Origin of the sequence: Arthrobacter sp. STN4 (assembly GCF_024539665.1) — a bacterium.
Lineage (GTDB): Bacteria > Actinomycetota > Actinomycetes > Actinomycetales > Micrococcaceae > Specibacter.
On the sequence record NZ_JAKZGX010000007.1, the window covers coordinates 134,726 to 157,216 of the forward strand.

Consider the following 22,491-nt stretch of genomic DNA (forward strand, 5'->3'; position numbering starts at 1 on the left):
TTCCGCCGGCAGCTGGCAATCACACGGCCTTGTTTCGCCGTTGGGCGGCCGTGTCCCGCCCTTCTACCGGCTCGCGGAGCTATCGGTGTGGGCGGTGTCCGTTTCGGTGAAGGTGCGCCGGTAGAGGTCCTCGCCGTAGCTGGTGGGCAGTGGGGCGGCGGGGATGAGGCGGAAGGGCCGTTGCCCGTCGCGGCCGCGTTCGGCGCGCAGGAACACGGTCGTGTCGGCGTGCTGCTGGTGGTAGCGGTGGGCCAGGGTGTACAGGTGGGTGACGAACACGATCTTCACGTCGATGTCGTTCATGGCGTGGATGAACCCGTCGGCGATTTCGGAGGCTTCGCGTTCGTTCGTGGCCGCGAAGGATTCGTTGCACAGCAGCAGGGCCCCCGGGGTGATGGCCGTGACGAGGGTGCCCATCCGGGCGAGTTCTTCGTCGAACTTGCCGCTGGTCATGGTGGCGTCTTCTTCGCGTTTGCAGTGGGTGAACACGCCGGTGGTGACGGTGGCGGCAAACGACTCGGCGGGGGTGGCCATGCCGGCCTGCATCATCAGCTGCGCCAGGCCCAGGCTGCGCAGGAACGTCGACTTGCCGCCCTGGTTGGCGCCGGTGATGACCAGCAGCGGTTTGCCGTCGGCGCGCAGGTCGTTGCCCTGCACCCGGCCGGGCAGGCGCAGCGACAGACACGGGTCAAATAGGGCCTGCGCAGACCACACAGACGTCCCGGCCGGGTGCGGATCGGGCAGGCATTCCGGTTCGCCCTTTGCGGTGAGCTGGTCGTGAAGGTTGAGGCAGCCGACGTAGAAACCGAGTTCGGTGCGCAGCGCGGTGAAGAAACCATGGATGTGGTCAGTGGACTGCCCGAGTGCATTGGCGGCCAGGTTGACCCCGCGGTCGCGCAGCCGGCCCAGCGCCTGCCCTCCGGCCTGGTCGCGCGGCGGCACGGTGTGGCTGAAGGTGGGCCGGTTGAGCATGACGCGCCGGAACCGGAAGAGGCGGTTGTCCGGGCGGGGGGCCCGCAGCACGTAGTCGATGCCCTGGCCGCCCGTGCCGAGCCGGGCGCTCATCAACACCCCGTCGCGGAGGCGCAGGTACCCCAGGTGTTGGCTGATCTCCTGGAAGTAGTCCTCGTCCAGCTCGCGGCGCAGTGTGTCGAAGAACCGGGTGAACCCTTTTGAGGTGAACCGGCCGGCGTGCTCGTCGGTGAGCGCGCGGAGCCGCTGGAGGATCGGCAGGAAGGCTTCCAGCCTGGTGATCGAAGTGCTCAGGGGGGCTGAACTGTTGTGGGTCAGGGAGAAACTGCCGCGGAAGATCGAGCGTTCCTCGACGATGGCCTGGACCGCGAGGCCGTAGATTTCGCGTACGACGTCCGGCTGCGCCAGGCAGTCGGCGAACACGGCCTGCCGGTAGCGGATCTGCTCGACGCTTCCCAGGCCGGCGAGCATGGCGGTCCTTGCCGAGACATACACCACCAGGTCATCAAGTGCCATGGCATGCCACAAGGTCTCCAGTTCAAAGTCCTGGATCAGGTCGCGCTGACCGACCGGAGGCTTCTCGACGGGTGCTTGGCGACGGACGTAGGGCCGTTCCAGAGCGTCCAGCAGGGCGGTGTCCGTCTGGAAGTCGCGGTCCTCAAACATCAACAGGGCCTTCATGACGTGCCCCGTCCGGCGCGACGGCCGGCCGTGATCCGCTCGTAGGTCAACCCGTATTTGTCCGCGATCGCGTGGGCGTAGGCTCGCCCGTCCGCCATGATGCGGATGACCTTGTGCGTACGGATCGCCGGGTCGTGCGGGTCAACCTGGCTGACCATGCTCACCGTCTTCCGGTTCAGCGTCGACAGTTCGTCCAGGAAGGTGACGCACACCCCGAGCGCGTCCAACTCGCTGACCCGCTGCAGGATCTTGCCGCTGAGGTACCCGGCGTCGGCGACGGTGGTGGAGTTGAACACTTCGTTGAGGACGATCAGGCTGGCCGGCGTCGCCGACGCCAGGTCGGCATGCAGCCGGTTCAGTTCGTCTTGCAGCTTGCCGGCCAGGGTGGTGATGTCTTCCTCCTTTTCGAAATGGGTGAAGATCTGATCGCACAGGAACAGGCGTACGTCCCGTCCGGGGACCGGGCAGCCCAGCCGTGCGAGGTGGTGCAGCTGGCCGATGGTGCGGGCCAAGGTCGTCTTGCCGCCGTTGTTCGGTCCGGAGATCACCAGGACACGTTCGGGCCCGCTCAGCGTGATGTCGTTGCACACCACCTGCCCGCCGTGGCCGATCAGTTGCGCGGCCAGTGCCAGGTCGAACGTGTCCAGCACCTGCTCGTCCTTGGACTCCACAGAAACGCACGGATAGCTCACTCTGAGCCCGGCCTCGCGCAGCGGCCGGATGTACTCCAGGTAGGACAGGTAGAACTGGAACTCGCGGTCGGCCAGCGCCACCGTCGCATCCAGGTAGTCGGCGTGCTGCCGGCAGAAGGCGTCGAGGGCGGCGAACAGCTCCGGATACAGCTTCGCGACCATCTCCAGCACGGCCAGTTCGGCGAAGTCTTCTTCCTGCCAGTCCGGGCGCGTGTCGCGGTAGTCGGTCCCGGTGCCCTGCTGGAACCGCTCGAACGTCACGGTAACCTGTTCGCTGTAGTCGACCTGATCGTCATAGTGGCCTACCGTGACCCGGTCGCCTTTGACGAGTACGCAGTAGTCCACCGCGTCGAGTCCCTCCTGCAGCCGGCGGGCTTCGGCTCTCATCTCGGTGAAGGCCGCCGAGGCCAGGTAGCCCTGCAGGTAATGCACCAGCCCGCGCAGGCCGCGTGAACGTACACCCGCCTGCGCCAGGCCCTCTGCCAGTGCGGTAACCGCCCGGCAGTACTTCTCGACGGCGTTGAGGAACCACAGCGCCCGGTGGTAGTGGCCGGAGCCGTGGTGGTCGCTTCGCATCTCCTGGGCCCGGTAGCTGAAGTTCGCCGCCAGTGTCTGGGACTCGAAGGCGGACACCGGCTCGCGCACCTCGCGGCGTTCCAGATCCTGGAACACCTCCTGCCGGTAGCGCACCGCGTCAACGTCGCCCAACGGGTGGTAGAAGAACGGCGTGAGCGTGTATTCGTCCTTGCCGGTCACCGACGCCACAACCTGGTCCAGGTTTAGATCAACGAAAAACCCCGGCTGCGGGCACTTTTCCGCACCGGCCGGCACGCGGCCAGGGAACAGGATGCTGTGTGCAGGCACTCGGCACCACCTCCAGCTCAACTGGAGGCGCCATCAGCCGTGTCGCGGTTCTGACCTCTCGGTCAAGGCGGGCGCCGTCGCCTGTTTCCAGTCAAACAGAGAGCACGGACGCTGCGCAACCCCACGCAGGTGGGACGGCCGTTACCTGCGCACCTTGCCCACCAAATGGCACAGGTCCAGGGCGAGGACCCGGTCCAGGTGGGCGAACGTTGCGAATTTGCTGCCCGAGGCAAGGTGCAGGTCGACTTCCATTCGATGCAGCAGCTTTAACACCGTGACGGTGTCAAGGCCGGCGACGAGCGCGGCAGACATGGCATCGACACTGTGCTGGTGCATCGGAGCCGGCGGCATGTCTTCCCAGTCTGCGACCTTCAACCGCCAGCGCTGCAGCGTCTCCTCCGCGCGGTGTAGGCGCGCCGTCGTTAGCACGGCCGGGCTCGGATACGGGAAGCGCAGCAGCGCCAGCCGCAGCGCGAGCGGGTCGAAGACGGCGGGCAGTCCGGACGGTGGCAGCCCCGTCCCGCCATGAGGGGGGATGACCGCGGCGACCCGAAGGGTGTAGCCGGGATCCGGCGCCCCCGCGGTGGAATTGCTCGGCACTGCCGGTACCAGCACGATGTTTGGTGGCGCACCCAGAAGGGCTGCCACCTCGGTCGGTGAGCACGTCCGGGCCAGGGGCGGACGGATCCACAGCGCCTTCGCCGCGTCCTCCCTGGTAGTAGTTGATGGCACGGCCGCGTTCTCAAGTACCGCGAGCAGGACCAGTCCGCCTTGCAGATCCTCCACCAGCCGTCGGAACACATCGGCGACCAGCAGCAGCCGCAGGGCGTCGAGAGGGCGATCGGCGAGGTCGCGCACGTCGACGCTCACCCGCCACGTCGCGCGCGGGGCCAGGGCGCCGGCCGGCAGCTCGCCACCGGGGTGCGGGTCATCAGGCACGTTGCAGCTTCACCTCCATCACCCACCAGTCTCGGGATCTTCACCGGGTTTGGGAAGCCCCCGCGATTCCCACGTTGCCACTGGGGTCGCCCCCGAACTCTCCCAGGGACGCGCCGGGTCCGCAGATTACTGCCCGGGCCGGGAACGGTTGGACTGCGCACCTGGGCGTTCCAGGTGCAGTGGAGCCTGGGACCGCCAGGCCCGTCGGCACCTTCGAATAGTCCTGTGGCCGGTGCCGGACGCCGCCGGCGAAGATGAGCACGGCCCACCCGCCGTACTTGGGATGGAACACCGCCCGGGCGGCCGTGCCCTCCTGCCACAGCCGGTCGGCCTCCCGGGAGGCGGCCCGGCGGGCGGCCGGGCCGGTGCCGAACGGGATGACCCGCCCGACCCCCATCCCGCGCTTCTGGGTCATCCCGGCGTCTGCCTGGCCGCTGACGTGGTGGTTGGCCGGTGCCGGCTTGTGGTTCTCATGCGGACACCCTGGCTCCTCTCGACCCGGCGGTTTTGGGAGGCAGTCTATCGCGTCGGCGCCGCGGACCACGTCGCAAACATCCAGGTGCTTGTGCCGGGGCATGACGTGAACCGGGGCCAAATCAGGGCCGGCCCTTGCCAGCGGTCCCCTGGGTGTGGTTGATTACAGGAACGGTGATGGATCTCGCCGGGGCAGGCGGTCACTGTCCGAACCGCCACTGCCGGCTAATAGTTCCTGTCCAAGGCGCCACGCGGACGGAGAACCATGACCACATTCACTCACCCAAAACAGTCCGCCCATGCTGCCGTCGTGCCTGGTCCCGGTTTTCTGCTGCCGCTCGTGGCCGTGGACCGGCACGGTCGCTCCGGTCCCCTTCCCCGTCCCGGAAAGGGGACCTCCCATGCCTGACTTCAACACACTTCTGAGCTGCGGGGATTTCCGCCAGGGCCTGGTCACCGGCGTCATCGACATCCCGCAGGGTTCCAGCCACAAAATTGAATGGGACCGCACCACCGGGCTCTTCCGCCTGGACCGGGTGGACCCGGCCATCTTCGCCAAACCCGTCAACTACGGCTTCATCCCCCAAACCCTGGACGAGGACGGGGACGAGCTCGACATCCTGTGCATCACCGGCGAGCCCCTGCCCACCGGACTGGCCGTTGAGGCAAGGATCTTGGGCGTGCTGAACTTTCGGGACGGGCCCGACATGGACTACAAGATCGTCACCGTCCCCGCCGACGACCGGGACACCGGCAACGCACTTCGCACCCTGGAGGATGTGGGCCAGCGGTGGAAGGACCAGGTCGAGCACCACTTCAACCACTACAAGGACTTCCAGGCCGGAACCGAAACCCGGGTCTTGGGCTGGGCCGGCATCGAGGAAGCCATTGGCATCGTTGCCGCCTGCAGCCGACGCTGGCAGGAGACCCAACCCCCGCGGCACCTCTGACACCACGCTTGGATCGACTAACTAAACGACCCCTGAAAGGACTCACCCATGCAGGTTTTCCCTGTATCCCAGGCGACAGGCAGTGTCCCCCATCGTCAAGGGCCCGTGCAGGTTCCCCGCGGCACAGCGGCCAGGAAATTGGTGGTGGTGCGGACGCGACAGGCGGCTGTGGTGCTGCGAAGAGCGTCGAGTCCGACCCTTTGCCCGGGAGGACGCCATGGATGAGAACGAAGCGACCCCGCTCGTCGAGCCGAATCCGGAGGATCCGGGCGCGGTCCCCGACCAGCCCGCCGACGCCGCGGACGGGCGGTGGCTGAACAAGGGAATCCTGGGCGTCGGGAGCGCGTCGTTCTTCAGCGATGCCGGGCACGAGCTGGTCACCTCCTTGCTGCCGTCGTTTCTGACCTCGACCCTGCATGCCGGGCCGGCCGCGCTCGGCGCGATCGAGGGGGTATCCGATGCCCTGGTGGGGTTGAGCAAGCTCGCCGGTGGGCCGCTGTCCAACGAACCTGCCCGCCGGGCCAAGGTAGCCTCCGGCGGTTACCTGCTCACCGCCGTGGCCACCGCCCTGATCGGGGTCACCACCATGGTCTGGCAGGTTGCCGGGCTGCGGGCCCTTGCCTGGGCGGCCCGCGGCATCCGGTCTCCGGCCCGGGATACCCTGCTGGTCTCCATCACCCCGCGCGCCGCCTACGGGCGTGCGGCCGGGATCGAACGGGCCGGGGACAACGCCGGCGCCATTGTTGGTCCCCTGCTGGCAGGGCTGCTCGTGGGGCTGGTCGGCGTCCGGCCCGCCATCCTGTTCTCCTTCATTCCGAGCATTTTTGCCGCGGTCGCGATCACCATCGCTGCCCGGCAGGCGAGGACGGTCCTGGCCACCCCCGCCGGGCGGACCACGCTGAGCTTCAACCTCGGCGAGCTGCGCCGAGCCGGGGTGGCCCGTGCCCTGATCCCTGTCTCGTTCTTTGAGCTGGGCAACCTGGCCACGACCCTGCTGATCCTGCGCGCCACCGAACTGCTCACCGGCGGCGGCCGGGACCTGGCCGCCGCCGCGGCCCTGGCGATCTTCTTCTACGCCGCCCACAACGGTGCAGCGACCGTCGCCTCGCTCCTGGGCGGTCAGCTCATCGACAAGGCCGGTCCCCGGGTCGTCTTCGCCGCCGGGGCCGGGGTCTACGTGGCGGCTTACCTGCTCTTTGCCTTTAGCCCCCACAACTGGGGCCTGGTCCTGGCGGCCTTCCTGCTGGCCGGGGTGGGCATCGGCTTCGCCGAAACGGCCGAATCAACCACGGTTGCCCTGTCGCTGCCGGACAGGCTGCGCGGGAACGGCTTCGGCATCCTGGGCCTGGTCCAGTCTGCCGGGGACCTCGGGGCCACCGTCACCGCCGGCATCCTGTGGGCCGTGTTTTCCCCTGCCGTGGCGTTCACCTACGCGGCGGTGTGGATGCTGGCCTCGCTGATCGCCTCCGGCGCCCTCCGAACCAAGTCCGCCATCGAACCCACCTGAGCCCTCACCTGTTGGCGGAGGGCGGGGCTACAGCAGGAGCGTCAGGGCGGCGCCGGCGGCTGCGGCCAGCACGCACGCCAGCATGGTTCCGGCGGCGTTGATAATGGCCAATCCGGTGCGCCGGGCCTGGACGAGGCGGACTGTTTCGAAGCTGGCGGTGCTGAACGTTGTGTAGCCGCCCAGGAGCCCGGTCCCCAGGACTAGGCCGACGGCGGTGTCCGTGTAGTGGCCGGCGACCAGCCCGGTCAAGATGCCCAGCAGCAGCGAGCCGGTGGTGTTGATCAGCATGGTTCCCACCGGCAGGGCGGTGCGGGCCCTGGCCCGGATGAGCCCGTCGATCATGAACCGCAGCCCGGCCCCGACACCTCCGGCCAGGGCCAGCAGAAGAACCGTCACTGCTCCGCCCCAGGACCGGCCGGAACCAGGTCGGTTCCTTCCCGGGCAGCCACGGCGCGGTGGTGCCGGGCCGCGACCCAGATCCCGGCCAGCGCGGCCCCGATCCCGCCGAACAGGCTCGCCGCCAGATACAGCAGGGCGGACACTGGGGCCCCGGCGTCGAAAAGGTGGACGGCATCCACGGCCAGGGTGCTGTAGGTCGTGAAGGCGCCCATGAACCCGGTTCCTACCAGCAGGCGCACCAGCCGCAACCGGCCCGTGTCCGCACCGCGGCGGGAGAGCCCCTCTAACAACACTCCCAGGGCGAAGGCACCGGCCAGGTTGATCAGCAGGGTTGGCAGCGGCCACCCTCCCGGGGCCGGCAGGATCCGGCCCAGGCTGTACCGGGTCAGCGCGCCGAGGCAGCCTCCGGCCACGACGAGCAGCACGAACCCCGGATGCAGGTGGATCGGCCGATGCGCCGAACCCGGCACCGGCCCGGGCAGGTCGACGTCACTGTCCACCGGAAGATTTTCGGTCCCCGGCGGGGAGGCAGATTTTGTGGTGGGTGGTGTTCGCTCGGTCATCAAGAGCCCCCTTGTGGTGCGTGTGGGTCCAACGGGATGACCAGGACGGGGCGGTGTTGGCGGTGGGTCAGGTGGACGGCGACGGAGCCGATGAGAAATTCCTCGAGGCGGGCACCCACCCCGCGTTCCCGGGTGCCCACGACAATCACGCAGGCGTGGACGCTCTCAGCAAATCTGGCCAGGGACCGGGCCGGTTCCCCGGCCAGGGTCACCAACGACCAGTCCGGTTCGGTGTCGCCCGCTCCGGCGTCCCCGCGGTCACCGGCGCCGAGCTCGGCGCTGATTCGTTCCCGGATGGCTCGGGCGGCGCCTTCGACGTCGTCGGGCTCATCGACCCCGTCCGGGTCGATGGGCGCCGAGGTGTCATCCGCCCCGCCATGTTCTTCGACCAGGTAGCGGGTGACGTCGACGTAGGCGAAGACCAGGCCGACGCCGAGGCTGTAGGCCAGGGCGGCGGCCTGGCGGATCACGATGGCCGGCTGGCCCGGGACAACGCCGGCAACAACAGGCCCGGTCATCTTCTGGTGGGGCAAAGGGGCCGGGTGTGTTTGGGGCCTTTTGTGGTGGTCAGGCATGGGTGGCTCCTTCCCTCGGCTGGGCCGCGAGCCCGTAGGGCAGGGTGGGGTTCGCGTCGGCGATTTCCAGCAGCCGGTTGTATTTGGCGACCCGTTCCCCGCGGGCGGGGGCGCCGGCCTTGAGTTGGCCGCAGCCGGAGCCGACGGTCAGATCGGACACGAAGGTGTCGAGGGTTTCCCCGGAGCGGTGGGAGACCATGGCGGTGAACCCGCCACCGTCCGCGACAGACAAGGTGTCCAGGGTTTCGGTGACGGTGCCGACCTGGTTCGGTTTGATCAGCACGGCGGTGGCCGAGCCGGACCGGATCCCGGCGCTGACCCGGGCGGCCTGCGTGACGAAAAGGTCATCGCCCACAATTTGTGCCCGCTCACCCAGGACACCGACGAGGTAGGGCCAGGACTCGGCGTCGTCCTCGGCCAGGGGGTCTTCCAGGCTGCGGATCGGATAGTTGTCCAGGAGTTTTCCGTAGTAGGTGACCATCTGGGAGGGGGTGTAGTGGCGTCCGTTGAGCCGGTAAGTACCGTCCTGGAAGAAGGAGTTCGCGGCCGGGTCCAGGGCGATGGCGACCTCGTTGATGCCGGGCCGGTGGCCGGCGGCGTCGATGGCGGAGACGATCAAATCCAGGGCCTCTTCGGGGGAGGAGATCTCCGGGGCGTATCCTCCCTCATCCCCCAGCCCGGTCGCCAGGCCCCGACCGCGCAGGGTGGCGGCCAGGGCATGGTAAATGTCGGCACCCCATTCCAGGGCTTGCGGGTAGGTGGCGGCTCCGACGGGGGCGATCATGAATTCCTGGAAGGCCAGGCCGTTGGCGGCATGCTGGCCGCCGTTGAGGACATTGAAGTGCGGGACCGGAAGGCGTTCGGCACGCCCCAGGGAGTGCGAGATCCACGTGTGCAGGGAGTGCCCGGTCCCGGCGGCGAAACCCCGGGCCGCGGCCATGGACACCGCCACCAGAGCGTTGGCCCCCAACCGGGACTTGTTCGCCGTCCCATCCAGCGCACACAGTGCTTCATCCAGCTCCCGCTGGGAGGCCCAGGGTCGGGAGGTCAGCAGTGCGCTGATCTCCCCGGTCACCGCTTTGATCGCCCCGGTGACGCCGCGGCCGTGGAAGGCGGTGCCGCCGTCGCGCAGTTCCACCGCTTCGTGGGCGCCGGTGGAGGCCCCGGACGGTGCGGACGCTTCGAAAACGGTGCCGGCGTCGTTCTCCAGCTGCACGCGCAGGGTTGGGTAGCCGCGGGAGTCTAGGATCTGCAGGGCCCGGACGGCGGTAATGCGCAGCTCACTCATGGGGTGCTCCATTCATTGTTCAGGTGCCGCCCTCGGCGGCGACTTTCTCGGCAGCGGTCCGCGCGGCCAGCGGATTCAGATAACGGCCGCCGCGCAGGAAGGGAAGCCCCCAACCGTCGAAGCGGTACACCAGCGGCTGGCCCGTCGGAATGTTCAAGGCCTCCACCTCGGCCTCGCTGAGCCCGTCCAACAAGAAGCACAGGGCGCGCAGGGAATTCCCGTGCCCCACACACAACACCGTTTCCCCCCGCAGGAGCCGCGGACGTAGGGATCGCACCCACACCTCCTTGACGCGTTTGGAGACAGCGCATAGGGATTCACTGGCCAGCACGGCCCCGGCCGGGACCCCGGCGAGGGCCGGGCTGTTGCGCAGTTTCCCCAGCGCTTCCTGGTCCATGGGAGGGGGTGTCCCGTAGAGGGTGCGGCGCCAAAAATGCAGCACCTCGTCCCCGAATTCGCTCCAGAGCTCGGCCTTGGACCTCCCGGTCAGGGAGCCGTAATTGCGTTCGTTGAGCTGCCACAACCGCACCGGCTCTTCGGCGAGTCCGAGCTCCCGGGCCACAATGTCCGCTGTCTCGGTCGCACGCAGGAGGGTGGAGGTGAAGACTATCGTTGGATGAAGGCCACTCGCGGCCAGCAGGCGTGCGGCGTCCTCGGCTTCGCAGCGGCCCTCGGCGGTCAGGGGTGGGTCCAGGAGGCCGGTGAAGCGGCCCTCGGCGTTCAGGACGCTTTCACCGTGGCGCAGGAGGACCAGCGTGCCGAAACCGGGCATGGCCCACCTACCTTCATCCCTCAAAGGTAGGAACCATCAGCCATGGTGGCGGTTCGGACCGACAAGTCGGTCCCGGCGGGATCCATCACCAAGACAGACTTTACAGGCACTGCCCGCAGCCACGTCAACACATGATGCCAGACCGGACCCGTCAGTGGGTCAGTCTCAGGGGCCGGGCGCGCTTCGGGAAAGGCAAAGCGGCAGGGCCCAGCCAGCGAACCATCCCAAGGCCTCCACCCACGCCGCATCATCCCCTGCCGTGGCCGGTTCCCCATGATCGGTCATCGAAGCTACCAGCCGCAGCAAGCGTTGCCTGATTTCCAAGAGGCGGTCTGCGACGGCGTAGCCGGTATCCCGGGAGATGGGCCCGTGGGCCGTCAGGTGCCACCGGCACAGCGTGAGAGGGTCCGCGCCGTCGTTTCCCAGGCAGGTCGGACACACCCCGGGAAACCAGGTGCTGCGCGTTTCGCGGCACCATGCGGTGGTATAGGTCAGCTCGTTTGCCTCAACCGCCAGGGCCGCGCTGTTGGAGTTCGCATACCCCATCCGCAGCCCGTCCGGGAGCGGGCCAGTTAGTTCCTGGCAGATCCGGCACGCTCCGGAACGTGTCGGCTGGTGCGCCAGGCCCGGGTGAATCCACGACAACGGCTTGCGAAGTTCACCCGCCGCATACTCCAACAAGTCCTCATACAAGACCGAAACATCGAAGGGCTGGTGCCCTCCGCGCAGGCCGGCCCCTGCCTGCCATAACTCGATCTCCACCACGGCATGACCCCAAGCATGGCGCGGACACAACCCCAAGGATCCCCGCAGGTACTGGCGCGTGCCGCCGTCCATGATGTCCCCGTGCACGAAAGACCACAGCTGGCGGACCTCCTCCGGAGTCAAGGCAAACGGAGCCCGGGGAACCAAGGGCTGTTCAGTCTTGGCCTTCACTAACCCACCTCCCATGCACTCCGGACCAGACGCTGTTCACGGACAGGCGCTGGAAGTGCCGGACGGTGCGAATGGGGCCCTGATGCCGCTGCAAATCCACTGAAAACGGAGGACGTCCACGCGGCGTGAAGGATCGCGACAAATCCGGACACGTCAACCCACCTTCGAACGACAGGCAGGAAGCCATCAGCCACAGCGGCAGTTCGGACGTTCACGTCCCGGCGGGATCCATCACCGTTGAAGCGAACTCTACAACAACCCGGTAGCGGAAACGACCCGTCCGCCACCAGCCATAGGTTCCAGGGAACCATGGCCGTGCCCCGTGGATTCCCAACGAAATGGACAGGTACGAGAAAGGCCTGCCGGACTCAGCACACCCCGTACAAACGATCCTTCCGCCGCCTGAAGCGACCCGTGACAAGACGATTCCACTCACCGATGCTGAAATGGCCTGTGAAGGTCGTGCAGCAGCTCAACATCAAACCGGATAGAACAGGCACTTTCTACAGGGAATCATCACCGTCTACCCCTCCGGCACCAAACCCGGAAGGGACCTCAACGGCCAGTCAGTCGAGTCTGGGGCCGAGCCGGGCATCAACATCAGTGGTGAACTAAACCAAGCCCATCACTGCGGAGATGCCCGCTAATGTCTCCCTGGTCGCCCTCGGCCAGGAAGCCGTTGTGGACCCTGGTCCTGGGATTGGGATCCGTAATGGGGCAACGGATGACCCCTTCGAAGGCGGCATCGAGGGCATGGAACGGAGGTGCCTGGTTCCCGGCGAAATCCGAAACTGGACCAGCCGCCTGGCAATCGATCTGCACGGCAGCACCACGGGATAGCCCAAGGGCACCCGTATCAAGGAGTCTGGACAGGACGGGAAAGTTTCATCCCATCGGCTTTGCCGGGTGGCCGGGATCATTGTGGCCCGGTTCGGCGTTGGGGAGATGGCGCTTGAGTGCCAGGATCTGTCCGTGGGCCGCTGCCAGCGCCTGGTTCAGCTCCACCAATTCTTGCCGGTGGCTGGCGCGTTCGGAAGCCAGCTTGGCCGTGAGCGTGTGAATGATGCTGCTCGTATCAATCCCGACCGGTTCCGCGTTCCTGCTGGCGGCAGCATTCTTGGCCGGAGTTTGTTGTTCGCGCAACTTGACGATGCGGGTCCGAAGGTCCGGGGTTCGATAGAGGAAATCTTTTGATACCTTGGCTGCAGCGGCGACGCTCTCGAAGGTCACTGGGGCTTGGGCGCGCAGGACGGCTTTCAAGCCTTTTTCGGCGCGCAGCACGGCCGCCTCGTGTTTCGCGCGGGCTGCGTGACGCAGATTCCCCGGGTTGCCCCTCACGGCCGGTGGCCCGTCCGGCTGCCCTGTCCGCTGAGCCTGTCGGCCTCCGTCCGTGTCCGGGTTGCCGGGGCGGGGAGGGCCGCAGCCGGTTGGGAGGCTCCGTTTTCGAGGGAGTCCACGATGGTGTTCAGGGCTTTTTGTTCACGGCGTCGGAGGGTGAGCCAGACATGGTTTTCGGACATCGGCTCCCCGGTCCGTTGCCGGTGTACTTCCTGGCGCTTGTCGATGAGCGAGTCCAGGGAGACGAGTTCGCTTTTATGTATGTCCAGGAACCGTTCGTCGGTAACGAAGAGATCGCACGTCAGGCAGGCGTTGCCTTTCTCGCACGTCTTGGCTGGTGGCAGGGTGCACCAGCCGTTGGACAGGACCCGGTCGGTGCGTGAATCCAGAAGCATCAGGTCGTAGAGGTCCTCGGCTTCGACGGTCGAGGCTGTGGCGGTGCTGGTGATCTTCTTGTATTTGAGGAATTCCGTCTTCGCCGTTGAGTCCAGTGTTTGGGCGTAGTGCATGGTCATTTCCGGCGTCGTGTGCCCCATGTAGCGCTGGACCACGTGCAGCGGGACGCCGGCGTTGAGCAGGCTTGTCGCCTTGGTGTGGCGGAATCGGTGGGTCTTGCCCAGATCCAAGGGTTCGCCGCCGCCGTCCGTGAGGTGGGCGCGGTCAACCAGTTTCGTCAGCTGGGTCCTGAAGACATGGGTCAGGTAGGGATTCTGGCCGCGGAGGTTGTTGTGCCGGCTCACGAAAAGGTAGGGCGGATCAAAGGTGGCGCCGATCGTTGCCAGATGGGCTTTGAGCCAGGCTTGCTGCTCTTCAACGAGGTCGATGACCTCCTGGTCGACGAAGATCGTGTCCGGTGCGTCCAGGATCTTTGTTTGTTGGTATCGCAGCTTGGCAAGGTTAGCCTCCAGCAGGGTGAGCGGGTCCGCGTCAAGCATGCAGATCTCATTGATCCTTCGACCGGTGGCGACCATCAGCAGAAGGATCCGCATGGCTTGCGGGTCTCCCATCCCGCCCTCGGCACGGGGCAAGCCCAGCAGCGGTGCCGCCGCTTTGATTGTCGCTAGGTCGGTGTCGCTGAAGAGGTAGCGTTCATCGAAGTGCTCCTTTTTGAATCTGCCCACATCGCCGGGGCGCCAAAAGCGCAGGTACTCCGGACTGAATCCGGTCCAGCGATCGTCGTTGAGTGCTGCTGAGGCCTCGTCTCCGTAGTCGTGCATGAATGCGTAGAAGGCCCTGATGGTGGACGCAATTTGGCTGATGCTGGCACCAGAGCGTGGATTGCCGTGGTTGCGTACGCCGTGATTCGGGGTGGATCTCAACTCCGTGAGGAATTCCATCATCAAGGTCCGAAGCTGGCGGTCGTCGTTGACCATGCGGGGGCTGGTCAGTCCACGTGAGGTCACGAAGTGGGAGAATTCCATGAAGGCGTTCTTATTCGTGTGCGCGGTGGACCAGGTCAACTGCCCCGTTTCCATCATGGACTTCACGTAATACATGCCTCCAGCCCGCAACCAGGACGGTTCCAAGGCGTGCCAGTGAATGCCCTTTTGGCCGCATGGTTCCTGTGCCCGGCGTGGAATGCGGGAATCCATGGTCAGGTCCCATACTTCCCGCTGCCACCAAGCACTGGTGTCGTAGGCGAACCACAGGAGTTTGCATGCCCTATCCAGCGGTGAGACATAGGTGCGGAACGTCTGTGGATTGGGAAAGGCCTTGGTTCTTCTGACCCAGGTCCGGGAGAGTTCGGACTTCCACTGGATTGGCGTCCTGGCCATCAGGGACTCGAACGGCTGTCCCGAGGCTTTGAGTCGTTGTGTGGTTTCGGCCAGTTCCCTCATCAGCAGGGACAGGGGCGCGCACGGCACGCGCCCGCCGAGCTCGATTATCCGCCAGATGACGAACATCATTTCCCGCTGCATCGGGTCCGGGAGCCCGTCCAGGTGGAAAGGGCCGATTTTGCGGTGGTAGAACGCGAAAGCTCCCAGATGTTCTACCGGGACGGTGGTGCGGGTGTAGTGCAGCAACCGCAGGCCCGGGGGCACCGTCTCTAACAATCTTGCATTGATGGTCGGTGAGTAGGGTTCCGGGTTGAGCTTGTGCAGCCAGGAATAGGTGTTTTCATCCGAGCGTTTCATTGCCGTCCCTCCATTTGCTCGTCACCGCTTTCCAATCAGCCAGGGCCCGAAGTTCTTCGTCTTCAGTAACCCAGGCATAGATGTTCAGGGTTGTCTGGACGTCCGCATGGCCCAGACGCCGGCTCACGACATGGACTGGGCTCCCCGAGAGCAGCAGGGCCGTCGCGTGGGTATGGCGGAACCAGTGTGGAGACCACCGGGAAGGGAGCTGCGCTCCCAGCGCCCGACTAATCCTGCCAATCAGCTTGTAAATGGTCTCCGGCCGCAGAGGACAGAAGATCCGCTCACCCCTGAGATTGACGAAGACATAAGCCTGGTCCATGTCATCGACCGCGAGATCCATGCCCGAGTCGCAGAGCCGCCAAACAAACTCCGTATACAAGCGGTCCAGCTCGTCGCCGATGTACAGCTTGCGGTAGTTTCCGCCTTTGACCCGCTCGCCCAGCGGGTGGGGCCGCGGGACCACCTCGATAAAGGGGTTGCCGCCCCCGCCGCTGTGCCAGTCCCGATGTTGAAGTGACAATGCCTCGCCGATGCGCAATCCAGTCTCCTCCAGAAGATTGAAGAAGAGCCTGTCGCGCACCGACCCGTCCCATATTCCGGTGTGCGGGTCGTAGAGGGCACAGGAATCCTTGATTAGCGTGAGCTGGGTTGGGGTCAGTGTGGGGGCAGTCGGGCGCCGGCGCCGGACCTTCACGGTCGCACGCCGGTTGCCTGCCGGGCGGTGGATGTGATGAAGGAACGATTTGTATGGCGGACCGATGTCCGATGTCGCGGAGAGCTGCGGCATGATTGCCATACCTTGCCATTGGTGAAAGAGATAAAAGGAACGTACGGACTGTAGCCGTAGAGCGGCCGTGGCATCGGAGACAAGAATCGGTGGCGGTGGTCCTATGGTTGGGATTTCCGGTGGTAGGCCAGTTCTGAGCCACCCCAAAAACCCTGTCAGGTCCTCCAGCCGGACGTCGTCCCACGCCCTGCCCTTCAGTCCCAGAAACTGGCACCACAACATCAGCCCGCGGGCATAGGATCGAACCGTGTTCGGCGACGAGCCAGTCTGGCGCAGGTATTCAAGAAACTCTTCAACCGGAACTACCGGCAGGAAATCATCACCGAGAACAGTCCAGGTCGGGTCCTGGCCATCGAGGGTGACACGTTGGATTCTGGCCATTTCGGCACCTTCCAGACGTTGCTCTCACCAAGCATTCCCCCGATTGCTGCCCGCGGCAACATCGGGTTTTACCTCTTGACGACGTCAAAGACATTCAAGAACAGGACCAGATAGTCAGGTCTTCAACAGGATCTGACGACCCGTCACCGCACTCAAAGACGTTGAAGACGACCGCAAATGGATACCGGATAAGCCGGCCGACTACTACTACGAGTGGCACACGGAAGGGAAGACGAAAACCCCGTACGCGATCCACTCCCCCAACAATGAGGTCCTGGCGTTTGCCGGCCTGTACACGTGGTGGCCGGACAAGGCCCTGCCCCAGGACCACCAGGACTACTGGACACTGACCGCCACAATCCTGACCCGAGCCGCCGTCGGCGAGGTCAGCCAATTGCACGACCGCACACCCGTGACCCTGCCACCAAGCTTTTGGGACGAATGGCTGGACGCCGGCCAGGACGGCGACCAGTCCCTGGTCGACGCCGCCGTCGCCGCCGCCACCCCGGTGGCCGAGGCGTTGGAGTTTTACCAGGTCGGCCCGCTCACCGGCAACGGGCCCGAACTGGTACACCCCACCGGTTCATGAGGCCCTGGCCACGGGCAACTCCTCCCAATGCGTCGTATAGCGCGGTGAGAGCATCTCACGCTTCATCGTCCAGTCCGGCCCGCCCCTGATGCCCCCGGCACCCAGGCCAATACTTCCCCGCCCGTGCTTCTTGGAGACCTCCTCGAGCAGCTGGCCAATGCCGCGTTCCTCGTGCCGGTTCTCAAACAGCTTCAACGTCGCCTGGTTGCCGGTCGGGCGCAGGTCGGTGACCATGATCCCGGCCCGCACATACTTCACCCCCTCCACCGTCCGCGGCGGCAGCGCATGGGCGGCCCTGGCCAGCAACACCGGATCGGCCGTGGGCATCGGCAGGGGAACACACACCGACGGGAAGGACGTGTCGGCCGGGTTGTAGTGCGACGTCGCAGCGAAGGCGGTCAGCACTTTCGCCTGCAGCTGGTGCTTGGCCAGCCGTGCACTGGCCTGCTGCGCGTACAAGCCCATGACCTGGCGCATAGCCGCATGGCTGGTGATCGGGGTCGAGAAGGACCGGCTGAAGATCAACTGCTCCCGGCCGATGCGTTCCTCCTCCATCGGGATGCACCGGATGCCCTGCAACTCCAGCACGGTGCGCATCAACACCACCGAGAACCGATCACGGATCAGGACCGGATTGGCGTTCTTCAAATCCAGCACCGACCTAATGCCCATCGCGTTCAACCGCTTCGTCAACCGGCCGGCCACACCCCACAACTCCACCACGGACAACCTGGACATCAGCGCCTCACGCTCGGCCTCGGGAATCGATTCCCAATGGCACACACCCCCAAAGGGCGCATTATGCTTCGCCCACTTGTTCGCCAACTTCGCCAACCCCTTCGTGCCCGCGATCCCCACACACACCGGCACACCCACGTGGCGGCGCACCGCGTCCTTGATGCCCCGGCCCAGGGCGAGCATCTCCGCCGCAGTTCCGTTGACGCCCAGGAAGGCCTCATCGATCGAGTACACCTCCACCCAGGCGCTATAGCGCCCCAAAAGGACCATGACGCGGTCGCTGACGTCCCCATACAACTCATAATTGCTCGATCGGGCGACCAGCCGCCGCTCAGGCGGAATCGCATCAGATGCGAGGTGCTTGATCTTGAACCACGGATCACCCATCTGGATGCCAAGAGCCTTCGCCTCGGTACTCCTGGTCACGGCGCAGCCGTCGTTGTTGGAAAGCACGATTAGCGGCTTGCCCTCCAGGGAAGGGTCAAAGGCCCGCTCGGCACTGGCATAGAAACTGTTCACGTCCACATGGGCGATATAGTCACTACCCGGCATGAGTGCCGGCCCCTTGTACTCCGCCGTCCGGATACGCATCAGCAGCAGGTCTCACTAAAGGTGGTGGAGGCAGGTCTGGGCGACACCCCAGATTGTCAACGACCGAGGGTCGCTGACACGGATGTCCGGGTAGTCCGGGTTCTCGGCCTGGAGCACCACTCCCCCCGGCAGGAGGCGCAGTCGCTTGATGGTGAGCTCACCATCAATGACTGCCACCACGACGGACCCGTCCCTGGGTTCAAGGGCCCGGTTCACGATCAACTCATCCCCGTCACTGATGCCTGCACCCTCCATGGAATGCCCGGACACCCGCACAATGTACGTGCTGGTGACATCCTTGATCAGGTGCTCATTGAGGTTGATCCTGCCATCGAAATAGTCCTGGGCCGGTGACGGATAGCCGGCCGCTACAAGGACAGGGGCGAGTAGTGGATGCAAGGCAGGAGCCGCGTATTCTACTAAACAAATATTCGATATATGATCCATTACACACCACTTACTAGCAATAAAGTTCGATATCCCGAGTGTAGGCCCAACCCCTGACAAAGGCAGGTTCGAGTGCGCACAAGCGGACGATCATCACCCGAGCCCTCAACCATCCCTGCTTCATATTCATCGGCGCATGGTCACGCTTCATGGCCTTGTGCAACAATTTCCCCATGACTGCTCGCCTCTATGACCTCTCCTCGTCCTGGACCTTCGCCAATACCCACCAGGAAGTCTGGGACGTCATCGCGGATCCGAACATGTCATGGCCCGATTGGTGGCCGGGCTGTACTTACGCCAAGCCGCTGCAGCGGTCCCCACAAGCTGGTACGTCAAACGAGGAACTACTTCTTGCAACCACAGCCACGCTGAAATTCAAGGCCTCGCTGGGCTACTCGCTGGCGGTTTCCTACCACCCCACCCACGTTGAGAGCCCCCGCGAGGTCGTCTTTGACGCCGGCGGAGACCTGGCCGGCGAAGGCCGCGTAATCCTCTCACCGCTCGACAACGGACACACCCAAATGGACATCGAATGGCGCGTCCGACCCACCAGCCGCTGGATGACCATGCTCAGCCCCGTTGCCTCGCCAGTATTTACATTCGCTCACGCCGCCCTCATGCGTCGTGGTGAATCGGGATTGCGAGCGTATTTGGCCATGGGGAAAGCAACAAACGGCCAGTAACCTGACCATCCAACGCTAGTCATCTGCGTCGACCGGATTTAACATGATCTAAACAGCGATTCTCCACTACCGCTGACAGGCTGATGGGTCTCACGCATGAACAAACGCCAGAAGGTCGCTTCAAAAGCCAGATTCAGGTTCCAGGCGCTACTATTTGCCGCCGAAAAGTCGCTCACGAACCGAGTACGAACCGAGACTGACGAATCCGTCCATGTCCACAATGGCAGGAGACCGTCAAGGAGGCCACGCGGCCACTGGAAGGCACTACAGTGACGAGCCGGGCGCTACACCACCAAGCCCGTGAAGCCAATCGCCGACTCAAACTTGGGGCCCATCCAGACCTGCAAAGCATCCAATCCTGGCTGGAAGCAAAGCGCGGCAAGCCCATCACCATTATGGAGCTGCCCACCCTGCGCGGGGATGACCTCTGCGGGTTCTGGCTGTCCCACCCGCACCGAGACGTCGTCGTGTATGCCCCGCCAAAGTCAACTTTGCAGCTCCAATTCATAGTTCTCCACGAATTCGCACACATGATCCTGGACCACCAACTCTCCGCTTCGTCACTGGCTCCCATGCACCTGCCAGGCTTTCCGGAAACCCCGCTGATGACACTCGGTCGCAGCAGCTTCGAGAATGACGACGAAGCCGCAGCGGAATACCTGGCGGAACTGTTGGCGGCGCGCACTCTTCCCCGCGTACAGGATCTGCAGGGTGAGCCGTCCGGATTTGACCAGGTCTTCGGATAATGGAATACGTGCCGGCCGCGATGCTGTGGCTGCTCACGATCGTCCGGATACCCACGGCCTCGGACAAGGAGCGGGCTTCCGTGCTGCGCGCGACGTTCTTCGCCGCTATGGCGTGCACCTTATTCGTCCCCGACGTCTACACCACGATGGATCCGCTGTTAGGCGGCCGAAATCACGTGGGGCTCGTCCTGGTTATCGCGATCGTGTCCGCCTTTTGGCAATTCCATACGGCCATGGTGTTGGCCGCTTTTAGGGACCAAGGACGACGGTGGCAGCACCTCCGGCGCGGACGCTTCGCCATCGCTGTGGCTGGCACGAGCGTCGTTGCGGGCTTCTTCCTGAGCAAAGTGGACACGACCAACCAAAATCTGCCACTGGCCTACGGCAACCAGCCTGGCATGCAACTCTTTCTGTGGATGGGCTCCGCGTTCATCATCTGGGTCTGCGCCGATATCGCCCTGACCTCCAGACGATTCCTCCCGAAGATGAGCAGCAAGGCCTTCAAGTCCGGCGTCGGTTGCTTTGCCGTAGGGTGCATCTTCATGGCCATGGCGCTGGGGAACCGACTGGTGCTGGGGATCCTCGAGGAATCCCGACGTCCAAACCACCAACTGCTTGACGGACTGAACTGGTCGTTTTCCTTGTTTGAAACTTTGGCAGTCCTGCTTGTCAGCATCGGCCTGATGCTGCCAAGGTTAAGTAAGTATTACGATGCCGTCCAGCACAATTTCCGGACACGACGGCTCTTGATGCTACTGACTCCCACATGGCGACGGAGCAGCCCGGACCGAAAGTTCATGTTGCGGAACCGATGGACCCCTTTTCTTGACCCCGTCGCGGGAAGCGCCCGCGCCCACCTGCACCGCCGAGTCATTGAAATCCGGGACTGCCAGCTGCGCGGACTGAAGCTCCTCCCCCGTGACCGGGTTCTTGTCAACGCCGCCGAACAACTGTTGATGGGGCGCTGACCGAGTCGAAGTTGGCGCCCGTCACGTAGTTCCCTTCCCTGCCATCCATGTATGAGTGCTCCCGGAATAAACCGGCGGCATCAGCAGGTGGAGGACATCGTGGAAAAGCTCAGAATCAAGACCCCCGACGACTTCGTCAGCCTCATGGGGCACAGCCTCGGATTCTGGCCGAAGGAAAGCCTGGTCTGCGTCATCCTGGACGACCGCCGGATCGGAGGAACACTCAGGGTGGACCTCCCCCGCACCGGAGCCAGCAATGATCGTCTGGTCGACCATGCTGTGCGGTACATCGGCACGGACCGCCAGGCAACCGGCGTCGTCTTTGGCCTCTTCACCTACACGCCCTGGGATCCGGGCCAGTCTCGCCCCCACGAAGACCTTATGGAAAAACTAACCGGACGGCTCAGCGAGCTAGGAATCACGGTTCGCGACGGCTGGCTCGTTGGGGAAACCACGTTCACCAACTACCTGCGCATGGGTTCTGACTCGCCCGCCACCTACTCACTGGACGGGGTCATGACGAGCGAACTCAATGCCGAACTCATCTACCGCGGCTCCAACATCGACGCCTCTCCCGGCCTTCACGTCCCCGTTCTCGCCCAGCCCGACCTTCACGACGAGGTCGTCCGGCATTGCTACCGGATAGAGGCCATGGACCCGCCGACAGCAATCGCCCAGGCCAGACAGTTGTGGGGTCGGCTTTTGAGCGGCGTCGACACTCCCACGGACGATGACGCCGCCAACCTCATCGCTAACCTCAAGTTCATCTCGGTCCGCGACAGGCTGCTGGCAGACATTCCCGGCCTGGAAGAAAGCATGCGAGACCTGCTCCTGGGGCAGACCAAGCAAGCACCACATTGGCAGCGGGTGGACCGCGCCTCCGACGTGCTGCTGCAGCTGTACATGCGGACGGACAGCGCAGACGCGGCACCGGTGCTGACCAGCCTGGGCGTCATTCAATGGTGGGAAGGCCACGGCAGCAAAGCCCACGAGTGTTTCCAGCGCGCACTGGAGGCCGACCCGGACTACAGGTTGGCCCAGCTTACCGACCACCTCGTCCGGGAAGGCGTCCTTGCCGAATGGGCAACCAACAGACAGGCCGCCTACCAGCCGCCGCACACCCGGGGCCCTGAAATCGGCGGCATAGGCCTGGCATAAAGAATTTCAACGCAGGTCATGCAGCTTCGGAGGTGAAACGACATGGATAGATGTAAACACCAACAAAGGAGAGTCCAATGACTCAGGAACTGAACACCACCCGCGTCACCAGGCCCACCGGGCTCGTGGAGGAGTGGCTGACGCCCAAGGAGATCTGCAGGGAGTTGCAGATCCCCGAGCAGACGTTCTACCAGTGGCGCGTCAAGCACCTCGGCCCGAAGGCCCACAGGATCGGCCGGCACTTGCGGATTAGCCGGACGGACCTCAACGACTGGCTTGTCACAACCGAGGATCACTTTGCCTAGAGCTCGCCTC

At 64.8% G+C, this 22,491-nt stretch carries 23 protein-coding genes and 3 riboswitches; of the genes, 8 read left to right on the forward strand and 15 right to left on the reverse strand.

Annotation, left to right across the window (positions count from 1 at the left end):
* Nucleotides 1-63 precede the first annotated feature (63 nt).
* From MMF96_RS07735 to MMF96_RS07750, 4 genes are all read right to left on the reverse strand, one after another.
* A complete protein-coding gene (locus MMF96_RS07735; RefSeq protein WP_256883130.1) occupies nt 64-1,653 on the reverse strand; it encodes a hypothetical protein in 1,590 nt (529 codons plus the stop codon).
* The gene (locus tag MMF96_RS07740) at nt 1,650-3,209 is read right to left on the reverse strand and encodes a hypothetical protein (protein ID WP_256883131.1); all 1,560 of its coding nucleotides are present in this window, start codon (nt 3,207-3,209) and stop codon (nt 1,650-1,652) included. Before MMF96_RS07740 ends, MMF96_RS07735 begins: the two co-directional genes overlap by 4 nt.
* A 17-nt stretch (nt 3,210-3,226) precedes the next feature.
* A riboswitch (Fluoride riboswitch) is annotated at nt 3,227-3,300 on the reverse strand.
* Between the two features lie 50 nt (nt 3,301-3,350).
* A complete protein-coding gene (locus MMF96_RS07745) occupies nt 3,351-4,148 on the reverse strand; it encodes a hypothetical protein (protein ID WP_256883132.1) in 798 nt (265 codons plus the stop codon).
* A gap of 40 nt (nt 4,149-4,188) precedes the next feature.
* Nucleotides 4,189-4,563, reverse strand: a complete 375-nt coding sequence (locus MMF96_RS07750; RefSeq protein WP_256883133.1) for a hypothetical protein — start codon at nt 4,561-4,563, stop codon at nt 4,189-4,191.
* Between the two features lie 223 nt (nt 4,564-4,786).
* A riboswitch (Fluoride riboswitch) is annotated at nt 4,787-4,867 on the forward strand.
* Between the two features lie 156 nt (nt 4,868-5,023).
* On the opposite strand from MMF96_RS07750, the gene MMF96_RS07755 reads away from it, so the two are divergent.
* Complete coding sequence (locus tag MMF96_RS07755) at nt 5,024-5,572, forward strand: inorganic diphosphatase (RefSeq protein WP_256883134.1); 549 nt, start codon at nt 5,024-5,026, stop codon at nt 5,570-5,572.
* A 217-nt stretch (nt 5,573-5,789) separates the two neighbouring features.
* A complete protein-coding gene (locus MMF96_RS07760) occupies nt 5,790-7,079 on the forward strand; it encodes an MFS transporter (protein ID WP_256883135.1) in 1,290 nt (429 codons plus the stop codon).
* Between the two features lie 27 nt (nt 7,080-7,106).
* On the opposite strand, the gene crcB is transcribed toward MMF96_RS07760, so the two are convergent.
* The 9 genes from crcB to MMF96_RS07805 form a co-directional block, all read right to left on the reverse strand.
* Nucleotides 7,107-7,475 carry a fluoride efflux transporter CrcB gene (gene crcB / locus MMF96_RS07765; RefSeq protein ID WP_256883136.1) on the reverse strand — a complete coding sequence of 123 codons (369 nt, stop codon included), beginning with the start codon at nt 7,473-7,475 and terminating at the stop codon, nt 7,107-7,109.
* Entirely contained in the window at nt 7,472-7,978 is a 507-nt protein-coding gene (locus tag MMF96_RS07770; RefSeq protein ID WP_256883137.1) for a CrcB family protein, read from the reverse strand. Before MMF96_RS07770 ends, crcB begins: the two co-directional genes overlap by 4 nt.
* 62 nt (nt 7,979-8,040) lie before the next feature.
* Nucleotides 8,041-8,616, reverse strand: a complete 576-nt coding sequence (locus MMF96_RS07775) for a universal stress protein (RefSeq protein WP_256883138.1) — start codon at nt 8,614-8,616, stop codon at nt 8,041-8,043.
* On the reverse strand, nt 8,609-9,904 hold the full coding sequence (gene eno, locus MMF96_RS07780; RefSeq protein ID WP_256883139.1) for a phosphopyruvate hydratase: 1,296 nt from the start codon (nt 9,902-9,904) through the stop codon (nt 8,609-8,611). Before eno ends, MMF96_RS07775 begins: the two co-directional genes overlap by 8 nt.
* Nucleotides 9,905-9,923: 19 nt before the next feature.
* On the reverse strand, nt 9,924-10,676 hold the full coding sequence (locus tag MMF96_RS07785; protein ID WP_256883140.1) for a 2,3-diphosphoglycerate-dependent phosphoglycerate mutase: 753 nt from the start codon (nt 10,674-10,676) through the stop codon (nt 9,924-9,926).
* Between the two features lie 20 nt (nt 10,677-10,696).
* Nucleotides 10,697-10,775, reverse strand: a riboswitch (Fluoride riboswitch).
* Between the two features lie 66 nt (nt 10,776-10,841).
* Nucleotides 10,842-11,612, reverse strand: coding sequence for a hypothetical protein (locus MMF96_RS07790; protein ID WP_256883141.1), 771 nt, complete (start codon nt 11,610-11,612; stop codon nt 10,842-10,844).
* 885 nt (nt 11,613-12,497) lie between these two features.
* Nucleotides 12,498-12,950 carry a DUF6262 family protein gene (locus tag MMF96_RS07795; protein WP_256883142.1) on the reverse strand — a complete coding sequence of 151 codons (453 nt, stop codon included), beginning with the start codon at nt 12,948-12,950 and terminating at the stop codon, nt 12,498-12,500.
* The gene (locus tag MMF96_RS07800) at nt 12,947-15,085 is read right to left on the reverse strand and encodes a site-specific integrase (RefSeq protein ID WP_256883143.1); all 2,139 of its coding nucleotides are present in this window, start codon (nt 15,083-15,085) and stop codon (nt 12,947-12,949) included. The genes MMF96_RS07795 and MMF96_RS07800 overlap by 4 nt, the downstream gene beginning before the upstream one ends.
* Nucleotides 15,069-16,256 carry a site-specific integrase gene (locus MMF96_RS07805; protein WP_256883144.1) on the reverse strand — a complete coding sequence of 396 codons (1,188 nt, stop codon included), beginning with the start codon at nt 16,254-16,256 and terminating at the stop codon, nt 15,069-15,071. Before MMF96_RS07805 ends, MMF96_RS07800 begins: the two co-directional genes overlap by 17 nt.
* A 181-nt stretch (nt 16,257-16,437) precedes the next feature.
* On the opposite strand from MMF96_RS07805, the gene MMF96_RS07810 reads away from it, so the two are divergent.
* Entirely contained in the window at nt 16,438-16,845 is a 408-nt protein-coding gene (locus MMF96_RS07810) for an SOS response-associated peptidase (RefSeq protein ID WP_256883169.1), read from the forward strand.
* On the opposite strand, the gene MMF96_RS07815 is transcribed toward MMF96_RS07810, so the two are convergent.
* Both MMF96_RS07815 and MMF96_RS07820 read right to left on the reverse strand, forming a co-directional pair.
* Nucleotides 16,840-18,135, reverse strand: a complete 1,296-nt coding sequence (locus tag MMF96_RS07815; protein WP_256883145.1) for a Y-family DNA polymerase — start codon at nt 18,133-18,135, stop codon at nt 16,840-16,842. The genes MMF96_RS07810 and MMF96_RS07815 overlap by 6 nt on opposite strands.
* A 54-nt stretch (nt 18,136-18,189) precedes the next feature.
* Nucleotides 18,190-18,621 (reverse strand): LexA family protein, encoded by a 432-nt coding sequence (locus tag MMF96_RS07820; RefSeq protein WP_375141412.1) that lies wholly within the window; start codon nt 18,619-18,621, stop codon nt 18,190-18,192.
* A gap of 173 nt (nt 18,622-18,794) precedes the next feature.
* Between MMF96_RS07820 and MMF96_RS07825 the strand changes: the two genes are divergently transcribed.
* The 5 genes from MMF96_RS07825 (at nt 18,795) to MMF96_RS07845 (ending at nt 22,481) form a co-directional block, all read left to right on the forward strand.
* On the forward strand, nt 18,795-19,304 hold the full coding sequence (locus MMF96_RS07825) for a hypothetical protein (RefSeq protein WP_256883147.1): 510 nt from the start codon (nt 18,795-18,797) through the stop codon (nt 19,302-19,304).
* A gap of 269 nt (nt 19,305-19,573) precedes the next feature.
* Nucleotides 19,574-20,050: a hypothetical protein gene (locus MMF96_RS07830; RefSeq protein WP_256883148.1), complete on the forward strand. Its 477-nt coding sequence runs from the start codon at nt 19,574-19,576 to the stop codon at nt 20,048-20,050.
* The gene (locus tag MMF96_RS07835) at nt 20,050-21,018 is read left to right on the forward strand and encodes a hypothetical protein (protein WP_256883149.1); all 969 of its coding nucleotides are present in this window, start codon (nt 20,050-20,052) and stop codon (nt 21,016-21,018) included. Before MMF96_RS07830 ends, MMF96_RS07835 begins: the two co-directional genes overlap by 1 nt.
* A 99-nt stretch (nt 21,019-21,117) precedes the next feature.
* A complete protein-coding gene (locus tag MMF96_RS07840) occupies nt 21,118-22,176 on the forward strand; it encodes a DUF4192 domain-containing protein (protein ID WP_256883150.1) in 1,059 nt (352 codons plus the stop codon).
* Nucleotides 22,177-22,253: 77 nt separating this feature from the next.
* On the forward strand, nt 22,254-22,481 hold the full coding sequence (locus tag MMF96_RS07845; RefSeq protein WP_176618692.1) for a helix-turn-helix domain-containing protein: 228 nt from the start codon (nt 22,254-22,256) through the stop codon (nt 22,479-22,481).
* The last annotated feature ends 10 nt before the right edge of the window (nt 22,482-22,491 follow it).